Source organism: Aliinostoc maniaoense (assembly GCF_058172895.1).
Genome location: NZ_CP187952.1, coordinates 1,648,160 through 1,663,498 on the forward strand (window position 1 = coordinate 1,648,160; position 15,339 = coordinate 1,663,498).

General features: G+C 38.8%; 10 protein-coding genes. 4 read left to right on the top strand and 6 right to left on the bottom strand.

The genetic code is table 11. The annotated features are described in order from the left end of the window. Positions 1-24: 24 nt before the first annotated feature. Positions 25-213: a hypothetical protein gene (locus ACPZ3T_RS07360; RefSeq protein WP_490274816.1), complete on the bottom strand. Its 189-nt coding sequence runs from the start codon at positions 211-213 to the stop codon at positions 25-27. 996 nt (positions 214-1,209) lie between these two features. Between ACPZ3T_RS07360 and ACPZ3T_RS07365 the strand changes: the two genes are divergently transcribed. After that, positions 1,210-2,226: a ribose-phosphate pyrophosphokinase gene (locus ACPZ3T_RS07365; RefSeq protein WP_490274818.1), complete on the top strand. Its 1,017-nt coding sequence runs from the start codon at positions 1,210-1,212 to the stop codon at positions 2,224-2,226. A 149-nt stretch (positions 2,227-2,375) separates the two neighbouring features. Here the strand turns inward: ACPZ3T_RS07365 and ACPZ3T_RS07370 are convergent, their stop codons facing one another. Next, the gene (locus ACPZ3T_RS07370; RefSeq protein WP_490277152.1) at positions 2,376-2,951 is read right to left on the bottom strand and encodes an HD domain-containing protein; all 576 of its coding nucleotides are present in this window, start codon (positions 2,949-2,951) and stop codon (positions 2,376-2,378) included. A gap of 104 nt (positions 2,952-3,055) precedes the next feature. On the opposite strand from ACPZ3T_RS07370, the gene ACPZ3T_RS07375 reads away from it, so the two are divergent. Continuing rightward, positions 3,056-4,447, top strand: a complete 1,392-nt coding sequence (locus ACPZ3T_RS07375) for an NAD-dependent malic enzyme (protein ID WP_490274820.1) — start codon at positions 3,056-3,058, stop codon at positions 4,445-4,447. Next, positions 4,434-4,658 carry a hypothetical protein gene (locus ACPZ3T_RS07380; RefSeq protein ID WP_490274822.1) on the top strand — a complete coding sequence of 75 codons (225 nt, stop codon included), beginning with the start codon at positions 4,434-4,436 and terminating at the stop codon, positions 4,656-4,658. Before ACPZ3T_RS07375 ends, ACPZ3T_RS07380 begins: the two co-directional genes overlap by 14 nt. A 272-nt stretch (positions 4,659-4,930) precedes the next feature. On the opposite strand, the gene ACPZ3T_RS07385 is transcribed toward ACPZ3T_RS07380, so the two are convergent. Beyond that, positions 4,931-5,194 carry a hypothetical protein gene (locus ACPZ3T_RS07385; protein WP_490274824.1) on the bottom strand — a complete coding sequence of 88 codons (264 nt, stop codon included), beginning with the start codon at positions 5,192-5,194 and terminating at the stop codon, positions 4,931-4,933. Positions 5,195-5,734: 540 nt separating this feature from the next. Between ACPZ3T_RS07385 and ACPZ3T_RS07390 the strand changes: the two genes are divergently transcribed. After that, the gene (locus tag ACPZ3T_RS07390) at positions 5,735-8,017 is read left to right on the top strand and encodes a metallophosphoesterase family protein (protein WP_490274826.1); all 2,283 of its coding nucleotides are present in this window, start codon (positions 5,735-5,737) and stop codon (positions 8,015-8,017) included. Positions 8,018-8,694: 677 nt separating this feature from the next. Here the strand turns inward: ACPZ3T_RS07390 and ACPZ3T_RS07395 are convergent. The 3 genes from ACPZ3T_RS07395 to ACPZ3T_RS07405 all read right to left on the bottom strand — a co-directional run bounded on the left by ACPZ3T_RS07395 (position 8,695) and on the right by ACPZ3T_RS07405 (position 15,336). Next, positions 8,695-9,579, bottom strand: a complete 885-nt coding sequence (locus tag ACPZ3T_RS07395) for a ParA family protein (RefSeq protein WP_490274828.1) — start codon at positions 9,577-9,579, stop codon at positions 8,695-8,697. A 979-nt stretch (positions 9,580-10,558) separates the two neighbouring features. Next, the gene (locus ACPZ3T_RS07400; RefSeq protein WP_490274830.1) at positions 10,559-13,165 is read right to left on the bottom strand and encodes a DNA translocase FtsK; all 2,607 of its coding nucleotides are present in this window, start codon (positions 13,163-13,165) and stop codon (positions 10,559-10,561) included. A gap of 29 nt (positions 13,166-13,194) precedes the next feature. Continuing rightward, positions 13,195-15,336, bottom strand: coding sequence for an ATP-binding protein (locus ACPZ3T_RS07405; RefSeq protein WP_490274832.1), 2,142 nt, complete (start codon positions 15,334-15,336; stop codon positions 13,195-13,197). Between the last annotated feature and the right edge of the window lie 3 nt (positions 15,337-15,339).

Genomic DNA, 15,339 nt, shown 5'->3' on the forward strand with positions numbered 1-15,339 from the left:
TTTTGCAGACAGCGATATTTTACCTTACACAATACTCCCCGCTTCCCATTGTTGACAGGTGTAGGTTTTTGATGTTGTGTTGCAAAAACGTTGGTTTTGGGGTGTGGGGGTGTGGGGGTGTAGGGGTGTGGGGCTTAGTAAAAGGATGATTTTGCGGTTAGTCTGAGAGTCATTCCATCTTAAAAATATAGTTTTGAGATAGTTAATTAGCATGGTAGAATCTATTTGCTCAAAATATTGACAAAAACTAAATTGTTAATATGCTGTCAGTGTAAACCCTTCCGTAAGGGCTAAAAACTACCCTAAAAATACCAATAATCTGGCGAAAGACAGCATATCTTTAAAGCTCATATCAGCAATTCCAATGGGTTTTAAACAATAAAAACAATTGCAGTGATTTGCCCGTTGCTCTTTGTGAAGAAAGAGCAATAATTAGTCTTACTATCCATCTATCTATAAATTTGCACAAATATAGTATGTACGTCTCTTCATAACACCAAATTGCAGGATTTCAGTTTCTTATACCTATTCTGTAGCTGCTAGATATGATCATGAGCAGTTAACTCCTTGAGTTGAGTTTTTCAGAAGAGTTATGAAAAACCGACATTCGATCATCAGCAAATTCATCAGTTGTGACCTCTACAGCTAAGAGTTGCCGTATATTAATAAACTGAGAAATTTTTTTATGATTTTCAACCAAAAATATAGTCAGTCAGTTTATATTATAATTTTGCAACTACTATCATTGAGATATTCAGTAAACACTCACATACCCCCAACATATTTGTTGGTAAATGTGTCTGTTTCCTGAGTCCTACAGCAATCCTCAATCCTTAGTGAGAACTGAGAATACTGGTTTGTTCAAGAAAACGGGTGATTACAGTCTCGGACTTCTGACAAATCAAATAGGATGCTTATATGAGTTCAAGATTATTTCATCTTGAATTGAGGCATAAAATGGGTAGAGGCGGCGATCGCCAAAAAAATTGGTTTTTTCTTATTACCCCAGGTTCGACTAATGAGACTACTTTCCAGAGTTCGTGTCAGTTCATCTATGAAGAATATTCAGCTAAAAGGAAGGGAACATGAGCAACTCATGACTATGTTGAGAAATATTTAAAGTAATTATCAAAGCTTCAAGAAAACTCACAGATGTTTTTTTTGGTCTATTTCCGTTAAACCTACTAAATATCTAGTGCTAATATTGCCATGAATGCACATCGAGGATCTGCTGTGCTAAGTTCTACCACTTTCAAAGTACAGCCAGCTGCAACAGGATTGAATGAAAATCATCGCCTGCGGCTTTTTTCTGGTTCTGCCAATGTCCCCCTTTCTCAAGAAGTAGCTCGTTACCTGGGTATGGACTTAGGCCCGATGATTCGCAAAAGATTTGCGGATGGGGAAATATATGTCCAAATTCAGGAATCAATTCGGGGTTGTGATGTCTACCTCATCCAACCAAGCTGCCAACCAGTGAATGATCATTTAATGGAACTGCTGATTATGATTGATGCCTGTCGGCGTGCTTCTGCACGGCAGGTAACAGCAGTGATTCCTTACTATGGTTATGCCCGTGCTGATCGCAAAACCGCCGGGAGAGAATCGATTACAGCCAAACTCGTGGCTAACCTGATTACTCAAGCAGGTGCTAACCGGGTTTTAGCAATGGATTTACACGCCGCTCAAATTCAGGGCTATTTCGATATCCCCTTTGATCATGTTTACGGTTCACCTGTCATCCTCGATTATTTAGCTAGCAAAGAACTGCATGATATTGTAGTTGTCTCACCCGATGTTGGCGGTGTAGCCAGAGCTAGAGCTTTTGCCAAAAAACTCAATGATGCCCCCTTGGCAATTATTGATAAACGTCGTCAGGCGCATAATGTGGCGGAAGTTTTGAATGTAATTGGTGATGTCAAAGGAAAAACCGCCGTTTTAGTTGACGACATGATTGATACTGGTGGCACAATTGCCGAAGGTGCAAGATTGCTCCGGGAAGAAGGAGCGCGTCAAGTATATGCCTGTGCTACCCATGCGGTATTTTCCCCACCTGCCGTTGAGCGGTTATCAAGCGGCTTATTTGAGGAAGTGATTGTCACCAATACAATCCCCATACCAGAAAGCAAGCGATTCCCCCAACTAGTAACGCTATCAGTAGCTAATTTATTAGGGGAAACAATCTGGCGGATTCACGAAGATAGTTCTATAAGTAGTATGTTCCGTTAAGTTTGGGCATGGGGAATTGGGCATGGGGCATGGGGAATTGGGCATTGGGCATTGGGCATTGGGGTAAATATTTCTACCTTGTCTCCCTTGTCTCCCCTGCTCCCCTGCCCCCCTGCTCCCCTGCCCCCTGCCCCCTGCCCCCCTACCCCCTACCCTTCTACAATGGCTACCAACTGTTCAAGTTCTGTGACGACTCGTTTTAATTCTTCCACAATGGGTGTAGTTTGAATTTGATCAAAAGCATCTGCGATCGCTCGATAATACCAAAGAATGCCGGCTTTACCACCTTGGAAGCGTTGCCAGAGTGATTCACCGAGCAGGCGGTAATCTTTGAGGATTGAGCGGACATTGTAGAGTTTATCGGCAGATGATACCAGTAATACGGAAGCAGAGGCGGTAGGTAGGTGAGCGATGTATGCTTGCTTGCGTTCTCGCCAAGGGGGTTTAGGTGTAGTGTCACTATCCGTGCAACCATCGACAATGGCTGTGACATTTTCACCAAAACGGCGGTAAATTTCGGCTCTTGTGGCTGCACCGCCTTGGTCTTCTATGGCATCATGCAATAAAGCTGCGATCGCTTCATCTTCATTCGCACCATATTCTAAAGCAATGCTGGCAACACCCAATAAATGGGAAATATAAGGAACACCAGAACCTTTCCGCACTTGGTGGGCGTGGAGTTCTGTAGCATAGATTAAAGCTTGGGTGAAGCGTTCAGAAAGCACCATAGCAATTCAAAAATGAAAATTCAAAAATAAAGCTAATCAAGGATTTGAGAATTTACTGAGCAATTCAATATACAATCTAAAATTTAAAATCTCCAACCACAATGACAAATCTAACGCCTAATTCTAGTTTTAGTGTCACACTACGGTTACAAATTCCTAATCGGGTGGGAATGTTGGCCGCGATCGCCCAAGCTATTGCCACCACTGGCGGGAATATCGGTACAATTGATTTAATCGAACAAACTCGCCAAGTTTCGATTCGTGATCTCAATGTTGATGCTGCTAGCACTGAACACGCGGAAACAATTGTGCAAGCGGTAAAAGCAATTCCAGATATTAAACTGTTGAGTGTTTACGATCGCACCTTTAATTTACATCGGGGCGGCAAAATTAGCATTGCCAGCCGTATCCCCCTCAAGAGTGTTTCGGATTTGGCAATGGCTTACACACCAGGGGTAGGGCGAGTATGTACAGCGATCGCTCAAGATCCATCGCAAGTATATAATTTAACTATTAAACAAAATACCGTCGCTATTGTCACTGATGGTAGTGCGGTTTTAGGTTTGGGCAATCTCGGCCCCCATGCAGCTTTACCAGTTATGGAAGGTAAGGCGATGCTGTTCAAAGAATTTGCCGGGCTGGATGCTTTTCCTATTTGCTTGAATACTCAAAATACAGAAGAGATTATCCAGGCAGTAAAAAATATTGCTCCCGTGTTTGGGGGTGTAAACTTAGAAGACATCGCCGCACCCCGTTGCTTTGAAATTGAACAGCGATTGCGGCAAGAACTAGATATACCAGTATTTCACGATGATCAACATGGCACAGCAATTGTCACCTTAGCGGCGTTATTTAACGCTTTGAAATTGGTGCAGAAGTCAATTGCAGATATCCGTATTGTAATTAATGGTGCTGGGGCGGCGGGAGTAGCGATCGCTAAACTCCTCAAGAAAGCCGGAGCAGAAAAAATCTGGATGTGCGATTCCAAGGGAATTATCTCCAGCAGTCGCACTGACTTAAACGCAGAAAAACAAGAATTTGCCGTCAAAGCCCAAGGAACATTAGCTGGTGCAGTGCAAGGCGCAGATGTATTCATCGGTGTGAGTGCGCCGGGAGTATTAACACCGGAAATGGTGAAATCAATGGCTAAAGATCCAATTGTGTTTGCAATGGCTAACCCCATCCCAGAGATTCAGCCAGAATTAGTAACCAAAGACGTAGCTGTTATCGCTACCGGGCGTAGTGACTACCCCAACCAAATTAATAACGTTTTAGCTTTTCCTGGGGTGTTTAGAGGGGCTTTAGATTGTCGAGCGCAGACAATTACCACCACAATGTATTTACAAGCTGCTCATGCGATCGCCGCTTTAGTAAGTCCTTCAGACTTAAATCGGGAACATATTATTCCTTCCGTATTTGATGAGCGTGTCGTCACGGCTGTAGCGGCGGCGGTACAACAGGCAGCGCGTGAAGAAGGAATTGCGCGCAGTTAGTCAAAAACTAGGGGAGCAGAGGGGCAGGGGGCAGGGAGACAAGGAGAGAAGTCTGAGCGGAGGTTTCCTCCGATGGCTTCGCCAACGCCAAGGGCGAACAGAACTTCGGAGAGACAAGGGAGACAAGGGAGGGGGGAGTGTGGGGAGAGAGGGGAGTGTGGGGGGAAAGATTTGTTCTCCACCATCCCACACCTCCCACACCCTGCCCTGACGAGGTTTCAGCTTAACAAGCGTGCCATTCCCCATGCCCAATGCCCAATGCCCCATTCCCCCTTCCCTTATGGTATGAAAGAGCCTTACTCATTACTCATTACTCATTACTCATTACTCATTACTCATTACTCATTACTTATTACTCATTACTCATTACTCATTACTCATTACTCATTACTCATTACTTATTACTCATTACTCATTACTTATTTAATCTTTGGAAGTCCCTTGCAGTCTTAATTATAAGTCTTTAACCCAACACAACATAAATTATCTGGATTGAATATCTTGCTCAAAAACCAAGATAAAATCATTGACGGTTTTTTTATACTGAAAACCATAATCTAACAAAGCTTCCTTTAAAGCTTCCACCTCAGATTCTGTAAGTATATTTTTCTTAGGTGTTATCTCAATCGCTTGATTATTGACTGTAAAACTGAAAGATTCCTTAAATTGGTTATAATCCCAGTTTAACTTTCTAGCTGCATTTAACTCGATGGCAGCTAATGTATGATCAAATTTGTGCGTAACCATGACTTTCTCTCTAGTATTAGATTACCCAAATTTTAACAATCACAATAGATAACAAACTAAATCTAAGTAATTAATCCAGAGCTAAAAAATAAAATCATATATTTTATAACTGCCGAAAATCAGCCTCTTGGTGAATGTCTAAAACAAATTCACGAGCTAGTGATTGATATTTCATCAATAGAGAGTTATCCAATGTTTACCAGTCTTTACTCAAATAATCACAAACTAGGGCATTAGCAATGATTAGACTAGGATAATTGAGTGATCAAACCATATAAGGCTATACTATTTTATGAAAGCTAGGATATATTAACTTGATTTGTGTATTTATATCTGATGCAGCCAGTAGTGTAAATGAAAGTTGCTCAGTTAATAAGTCTATAGGAATAATTTGATTTCACCAGAAACAAGTCATATGCAACTTATTATTTTGTTACATAGGATTGGATAAATAAACGGAAGAGGTTGTGCAACACTGTTGAAAGATTACCTCTCTAGTTCAATTAACTTGTTACCCTCTGTTAATCTGCACATTGCGTAATGAATAACCAAACTGGAAGCTTTTTAGATGACCTGCCAGTAATTTTGGCTGGGCCAATGCTAAAACATACTGAACCGGACACGGTGACAGTATTAGTGGTATTAAAACAGTCTTGCCAGGTAGAACTCAAAGTTTATAACACAACAAATAATGGTGAACGGTTAGAAGAATGTTTATTAGTGGGACAACGTTCTACAGTTGCGTTAGGTAAATATTTACACGTTGTGGCAATTACAGCTGTGTCTGTAAATGGGGAAAGTCTAATAAGCGATCGCATCTATGCCTATGACCTCCAGTTTACCCTAGCCGACGAAACCTTACTCACCCTAGAACAAGCCTTATGTTCTAACCGCTTTCCTGACGTTAACATAAGCTACTTTGCACATCAAAAACCGACTTTTATTCTGCCACCGAATCGCCTCGAAGATTTGCACATTGTCCATGCTTCTTGTCGCAAACCTCACGGCCATGGATTTGATGCTTTACCAATTTTAGATGGCTTAATTGCAACTGCCAAGGACAGCGAACACCGCCCCCATCAGTTATTCTTAACAGGTGATCAAATTTATGGTGATGATGTAGCCGCCTCGTTTTTATGGTGTGCTACTCGGTTAGGGGATACTTTACTAGGTTGGGAAGAACAATTACCCATCAATGAAATTTATCGTACACCCAAGGAATTACCCCCCGGTGAACGGGCAGAAGTAGCGACACAAGCAGGTGGGTTTACGGCTGGATTACATAATAAACCGGAAAAAGTATCTAGTCACCTGTTGAGTTTGGGAGAATATTACGCTGCTTATATACTTTCTTGGTCGCCAGTCTGCTGGCCGGATGCTTTTCCTGATCCACACAGCGTCACCAATAAAGATCATGCTATCAAGTATTGGCAGAAATCAGTTAAATATTTACGCCAGTATATTCAAACACTGCCACAAGTGCGCCGGGCTTTGGCGAATATTCCCACATATACTATTTTTGATGACCATGATGTTACTGATGACTGGAACTTGAATCAAGCTTGGTGTTTGCGGGTGCTAGGAAATCCCCTAGGGCGGCGAGTTGTGCAGAATGCTTTATTAGCTTATGCAGTGTTTCAGGCTTGGGGTAATACACCAAGACAATTTGTAGCCAATAGTTGCGGTGAAAAATTGCTAATTGCGGCGCATAATTGGTCAAATTCCCAAGGTAAGAATCAAGATGCACAGAATGCGATCGCTAAATATCTGGGAATACCACAAACTAATCCCCAAACTGATTTACCTAATTTTACTCTAGAAGATGGGGTGTTGATTTTAGAGCGAGATCCCGAAGTTTTGACTTGGAACTACACCATCAAAAGCCACTGTCATGAAGTCATTGTTTTAGATACACGCACTTGGCGGGGTTATCCAGCCGACCAAAAACCCATCGCCCCACCTATGTTATTATCTCCACGGGCAATGAAACAACAACTACTGCAACCTTTACAACAAACAGCAGACAATCATCATCTCACCACCTTTGTCATTGCCCCGACAAATGTTTTTGGGTTGGAAGTAATTGATTGGATTCACCATTGGCAATTAAAACGCGAACAAGTTTTTTCTACAGATGTAGGAGATGCTTGGAATATTAATTTTCATGCCTTAGCCAAACTGTTAACTATTTTGTGTGAGCAACGCCAAAAACTGATCATTTTATCTGGAGATATTCACTATAGTTGCGCCGCTCGTTTTTCTTATGCCAAAACTCTCACTTCCCAACAACAATCTGTATTAGTCCAGTTAACTTCTAGTGCCTTAAAAAATGAAGAACCCATCACCAGATTAATTCATACACGTTTAAAAGAATGGTTATTACCAGAAAAAACTAGACGATGGTTAGGCTGGACTCAACCACCTAATATGGTGCAAGTTTCTACTCACAAATCACATCGTCATCAAGCAAAAACTAATCCTGATTGGTATTGTGTACTAGAGTGGATACCCCGACAAAGTACCCAAAAATTTCATCCTCAAACTGAAATGTATTTTTTAATCAATGCCCATAAAAAAGCCAAAAAATCTCCCTGGCAATGGTTAGAACCTTTCATGTTTTGGAAATCTCGATGGTTTCAAGATGGGAGAGAAGTTGTAGGAGTAAATAATATTGCTTCGGTGCATTTTGACTTAGCAGAGATAGAGAGCAGTTACAAAGTTATTCAGGACATTTTTTGGTGTGACTCTCAATCTTCAACTCAAATTGTCTACAGTCGTTTTGCTATGAATTTACAACCAAATCAGCAATTATTATCAAAGTAGTATATGTAGGGGAGGCAAATTGCAGTGTGGATTTTCCTCCTGCAATATTGCCGTTGTGTTAGGCGTAAGCCGTAACGCACCGAAACCTTTGGGTAAAGTTGCGATACGCTGTCGCTAACTATTGGCATGGCAAGGCTAAACTAGTGCATAAATATAACTTTTGTGAAATTGAGTTTGTCACCAAGCAATTCAGTTTCGTCACCAACACAATTTAGTTTGTCACCACACAATTAACAATGAACAGTGAGTAATAACTGTTAAATAAATAATGAATAGTACCTATTACTCATTACTCACTACTCATTACTCATTACTCATTACTCATTACTCATTACTCACTACTCATTACTCATTACTTAAAGACTGTCGGAGTCGGGGATTTAAACCCCAACTCAACTTAATTGTCTTAAACCCTTGATACGATAAGTAACCGTCATGAACTGGGTACACCAGAACACATGAAAAAGTCTTTCTCTTACACCCCTATACCCTTACACCCCTACACCCCTTTTTCAAGCTAGAACGAGTTAAAAAAAACGAACTATGTTAAGTAATGTAAAAATACTAAGATTGAGTTCGTAGTAAGGACTTTAGTCCTGATTTGAGAACTAAAGTTCTCACTACAAACCTTTAATTATTTACTCTGTTCTACTTAACTGTTTTAATCCACTCCGTGATTACAACTTCTGTAATAACTCCTGAGTTAACTGCAAAAATGCTTTAGAACCGGCTGACTGGGGTGCATTTAAAACAGCAGGCATAAAACTATCAACAGCTTTAGCAACATTAATATCTATGGGAATTTGTGCTTTACAAATTTGTTCTACACCAAAATCTTCTACAACTCGGTGCATTACCTGTTTGTAATATCTGCCAGTTAGTAAATTAGTATTGCACATACTAAAGACGATTCCCAGTATTTTAATATTGATCTTGCTTTCATTTTGATGATTATCTTTTAACTGAGCAATACGTCTTTCTAAGAGTTGAATACCTACTACTGATAATGGTTCTGGTTTAGCTGGGAGAAGATAAAAATCACTAGCAGCTAAAGCACTACGTGTTAACAAATTATACCCAGGAGCGCAATCTAAAAGAATAAAATCATACTCATCACGTACTGGTTTTAAAATGTTATTAATTAAGACTCTCTCAAATCGATTCCAAACTGTTTCAAAGTCTTGTTCACCTAAAGCTACTGTCTGTCTGTGCAGCATTTCTGAGACAACAAACTCATCATATAAGTCTATATCTCCAGGTAGTAAATGTAGTTGTGGTAAATTACAGACCTCGGTTTGAATGATATCTTGGATAGTTAGCTTAGAATTGGGGTCTGGATTGATAACTTCATCGATGAGATATCTAAATGTGAGCCTTTGTTTACGACGTTTGGCAAACTCCAAAGGCGACATCAGACTGAGTGTAGCACTAATTTGGGTATCTAAATCGAGAACTAGTACCTTTTTACCATAATTTTTAGCCAAACAAGTTGCTAAATTGACAGTGAGGGTGGTTTTGCCTACACCACCTTTCATATTTGCAGTAGCAATGACATATCCCATTTGTTAATTCCTCTGATGACGCGTTCCCATTTTAGGGAAATTTCCGGTAAATGTAATATTTACAGGAAAATTAAAACTGTTGTGTCAGGACTATAGACTCAAGAGAGAGTATATAATAATACGCTCTGTTGAGCATTTGTAATTCGGAATTTATTCTGACTTTTAACGTTATGTGGAAAAGCTAACGTGAAACCTAACCCCCTAACCCCCTTCCCTAGTAGGGAAGGGGGAATATGTAGAGACGTTTCATGAAACGTCTCTACAGTAATAGGGGAGAGGTACTCTACAAGAAGAGCTTCGCTCTATGGAGAAGGGTTTTCGAGATCCCGTGAAAAGTAAGATAATTGATTAAGTCTGCTGATGTTAACTATTGATGAGAGTCAAGAACCCCAGTTTCTCAAGGAAACCAGGGTTTTGCAGTTAGGTAATGTTTAGCAAGTCAAGAGATGGCTGTATTTGTTACACTAAGACTTATTTTTTTGGGTGATTGAACTATCAATAATAGTAGTTCAATTCTCTTGGCGATCACATCAATACAAATCCTATATGTAATAGTTTAATATTGAATTAATACACAACATTCCGGTTATTTCTGCTGATTGCTGATTATAGAATATTTCGGAATTTTGTAATACACCTTTACCGTGAATTATTTCATAATGATAATATCCATACTGGTCAAGATAAACAACTAGCGTAAGTTGATTAACAGCTAGCATCGAAAGTAATTTAGTACTCATTGTTGTACATCCTGCGTGTAGGTAAGGAGGCTTATATATATTTATTTTTCAGTTTTTTATTAGCCGTACAGGATGAAGTTAGACAAGTTTTGGAAAAAAATATAGTAATTCCTAATTAAGAAAATCAGGATAGTTCGGTATCTGAGAGAATTGGTATAGGTATTAGGGAGTAGAGGAGTGCAAAAATCATGAACTATTAATAATAATCTGAGTGAAAATACTCTTACTTACTGATTTTTTTATGATGGTATTTGAATTTTTTTAGCAAATAGGCTTTGTAAACGATGCAATTGCGGGCCGATTTGGTAGAGTAAGTCACCTTTTCCTAATAGATAAGATGCAGATGTTTCTGTACCTCCCAAAACAATTTTTGAGTCGGCTTCGCTAGCAGTTCTTAAGGCAACTCTTCCCGGTAAATTCGAGCGAATAATGGGGGTAACAATACCTGCTTCTGGACGTTGGGTAGCGATAATGAGATGGATTCCGGCTGCTCTGGCCATTGCTCCTAAACGTTTTATACTCTGTTCTAAGGTTTTGCGAATTTCTTTTTCTGCCATGAAATCTGCGTATTCATCAAAGATGCAGACGATGCGAGGTAAAGGTTGATGAGAACGCTGATTATAAGTGTTTAAATCGGCACAGCTAGCTTTTTCAAATTGCTGATAACGGGATTCCATTTCTAATACTAATTCTTCCATGAGTTCGGTAGCGCGATCGCTATCTTTAACGACTGGTGCATATAACCAAGCCATGCGCTCAAACTCTGGAAAGGTGACGCGTTTGGGATCTACTAGGGCAATTTTGAGATGTTGGGGGGTATGACGATATAGTAAACTGAGGAGGAGCGATCGCAAAAATTCACTCTTACCGCTACCTGTTGTCCCCCCAACCAAAAAATGACAGCAATTAGGATCAGATAAGTCAGCCTCTACCAATTTTCCCTCTAGATTTACACCAATGGCGATTTTCATGGGTGCAGTCGGAGTTAAATTTTGTTTTTGAATATAATCTGTAAAACTAGCAACCTGTCTATCTGAACGAGGTAAATCAATACTCACATACCCAGCTTGCGGCGCAATTAATGGTTTATCTGCCAACCCCAATTGCACTTGCAAGTCACTTGAAAGTCTCAGCAGTGCGCTAACTTTCACACCCAAATTAGGCTTCAACTTCACTCTGATAAAAGCAGGCCCCACAGCCGCACCTAAGTATTCCACACCAACACCAAAAGATTCTAAAGTATTAACTAATGCTGCACCTATTTCATCAGCATCAGATGTTTGTTCTTCTATTTTGGTATCAATAATTGTAGGATCAATCTCAATAGATTCCTCCCCCCTGCTTTTTAAGGGGGGTTGGGGGGAATCAGATATAACATCACCAAAAAAAGTTTGACACTTTTGTTGTTGGGGACAAATTTCACACAGATAAAGCTGAGTTGTGCGTGGCGGTGGGTTCGGTTGGGGTGATTCCCAAGTTAACCATTGCTGCATTTGTAGCAATTTGTGGGGAATTAGCTGATTGACTGTATTTTCTAACTGTTCCCAAGAATAACGATACTCTTTAAACTCAGGTAATACACAGTAAACTGCTGAGTCAACAGGAACTTTTTTCAGATGGTGCAGCATATAACTGTAAAGTGAAACCTGCGCTAATTGTGCGGAAGGATCTACAGGTTGATAGGTTTTAAACTCCACCACACAGAGACGATTTACTTCAAAATTAAATACTAAACAATCAAATTCACCTCTAACTAATTGCCCTGTTCCATTGGGTAAGGTAAACTGGTTTTCAATACTACTTTCTGGAGATAAAAAAGTATTATTAATAACTTTATCAGCATTGCAATATCGTCTATTTATTGCTAATAATTCAACAAAGCGTTTGATCAGTCCTTGTAATCCATTCCAAACCTGTAAAAGTGCCTTACCTTGTTGACTGTCTTTTTGTATAGCTTGTTGTAGATAAGGAAAAAATTCTAATTGATAGAAAAGTTGTTGAACTGCACTGGTGATAGATTCTATATTTAACTGTGATGCGGCTGGCTTGAATAAATCAGTAAATTGTGGTTCAATTAAAGCTAACTTGATAAATTTATCTGCTAATTGGTGAAAACTGTTTCCGATACCAATTGCTGTATCTCTTGGTAAGAATATTGCTTTGTCGCCAAAATTATGATTTAAATAAAACAGTCGAGGACATTCAAAAGCAATACGGACTTTAGTTACACTTAAAGATGGGTTTTCCATATTTTCTGTTAACTGCTTTGAGCCGTTATTTACTATAAAAATCTGAGTGACAGCACCAGGATTGAATATTTCTAGTAAGCGACGATGAACAGCCGCTAAATAAACGGTATCCATTGCCGCATATTTTAGCTGCTTTTGGCTGAGGGGACGCTTTCCCCAATTGCTTGCTTGTTCTTCTGTGTCAACATCGGAAAAATTGCACAGTTCTAAGGCTAAAGTCTTTAATTTTAAATTGCTAGTTTGCAGACGTTGGCGTGTAATTTTTCTGGCTAGTTGTAAAGTACAGGTAATATTTTTCGCTAGGTGTGCGCCTAAGTATTTTAAGTCAAAGCTAGCATTGTGAAAAACTTTCTGGATATTGGGATTAACCATGATTTGATTGATGAAATATGTCGCTAAATCATGTTTATCTAGTACATCCAGAATGTAAGCTGATGCGCCTGTTATGTCTGTAGGTTCAGCTAATACCTGAATCAGCGATAGTTTAGGATAAGATGTATTCCAATGAGCAATTTCTGTGTCTAGCCACAGTGTCTTGGCTGTTGCTAATTGGGATATTACATCTATTATTTCTGCTGCTTCTTTCAGGTAGTGCATTGATTAAACTTTAATGTAAGTAGAGAGTATTACGCAACAAAGCAAATTAATCGATCTTGTAACTTATCTTTCGGGTTAATAATTTTTACTCTTTTTTCTTGACATAAAAGCTCAATTAAAAATTGTACATCTTTTTCTTGAACATTAGGAAACTGATCAGCAGAGTTTTTGATTAAAATTGGAACTCCCATAAAACCTTGTGTTTTTACTAAATTCAGTAGAAAATCTTTAACTGGCTGTAAGTCTTTCCTTGTGCCATTACCATCATCTGGGTTAATTTTTTCTTTAGTAATAATTCCCAATTCCTCCAATAAAGTACACTTGTGTAAAATTTTTGATTGGCGAATTAAAGATTGTAATTCTTGTAAGTTAATTGCTCTACGTTTACTCGTTAATACCAATTCTTGAGATAGTGCAGAGTTTACCAAACCTTGGTATGTTGTCAAGTAATGAACAGAAGTAAGATTGGGTTTTATGTGACAATGATTGCTATGAGTGAAAATTTGTTGATATATTTGATTGCCAGCTAATTTTGGTGTTCCTACTCCTCCAAGTCTAATTAAATGTAAAGTTTGACATAAATTGTGCTGGATAGCTCTTTGGCAAGCGTTCATGATATGAAAAAAGCTGTTCATGCTAGCATCTTCAGTCCATACTATACCTACTCTTTCTTGTTTACCAGACTGTTGATAACTTAAAGAATAACTAGCATATGTTCCCTTTAAAAGTTTCAGTTTAATTCCCTGAGTTTGTAAGGCAAGTAATGCCTGTTGCAACATCCCAATTAAATCAGGTGATGATAACAATGAAATCTTGGTATATTTCTCCTGATTTTTCTTATATTCTTTCTGCCACAGCAGTTCAAATTCTGCTTGAACTTGCTCAATATTATCTGGAGGTGGAGGAGGCGGAGGGATAATTACTGTACCATCAGGCTTTTTAACTAGATGAATATTAACTTTTCTTGCGTCTATTACTTCTGGTTTTGAGGATGGAATATTAACAGTAGGTTGTGCTGAAATTATTTCTTCATTTTTTAACAGAGAAATTTTATATTTTTGATACTCATACCGCCCCAAAATTAGGGTATTTCTCGGCAGAGTTTTACCACCTGGAAAAGTTTTCTCTAATAATTCCTTCTCTAAAGGAAAAACGTGTGAATCAGGCTTGGTATCTGCTTTTTCATGTAGAGAATTTAGACGATAAATCCAAAGTGATTCTGCCTGATTTAAATTTATAGGTTTTAGTGTAACTTGCTTATCAACTCTAGCTTTATCTGCCTGTAAAATTCTGCTACTCTTTTGTCTCCACTCCGATTGAACTATGCTGATGATTATGAGAAAATTTTTGAGATTATCATTATGAATTGTAGTATTGATATGAAAGATTGGCTGAGGATTTGAATCCCAATTAGCTTGACTTTCAAGTTGATCAAAGCATAAAACGATTGGTTGAGTATCAGTAGAGACTTTACCAAAGTTGGCTAAAATATTTTTGGCTGCATCTTCACTATCAATACAGTGTTTAACTTTTAATTCAGCTCTTGAATCTTCGCTTAAATCATCGCCTCGTAACCATTCGCAGGCTAAAGGATATAATTCTGGATCAGTAAGGTCATGTAGTATGCCAAAAAATATGTCAGGATTATAAATTCCTGCTTGTTTATATGTTTTTTTGAGTTCTTTAATAAAGTTTTGGCGATCGCTGAGTAATAATTCCCATAAACTATGATTAAAAATGCGCTTCTTCAGACTCTGCTTCGTAAAAGCGGATAAACTTTTAAGCCATAGTATTAATTGAGACTGTTGTTGTCCATTTGGTATTTGAATTAAACTATCAACTGTATAACGTAGAATATGCCGCCAAATATAATCGTTGTCCGGCCAAGGACTTATATAGGCAAAAAAAGCTCTAGAATTAAACTTAAGTTTGAGTCTAGCAAGTAAGTAACTTTTACCAGAGCCGGAGTCACCTGTAAGTAAAACAGTACGGGTACGATGATCTTGTTCTACTAAGTCTAATAATGCTTCAATTTCACTAATTGCTTCTTGATGAATTGACTCAACTACAGACTCAAAAGCTTGTTTTTCACTCCAAAAATTACCAGATTTTAAATTTACAAGGTCAAAAGGATTAACCTCACGTTTAATAATGTCGTTAATTGATGTCATATC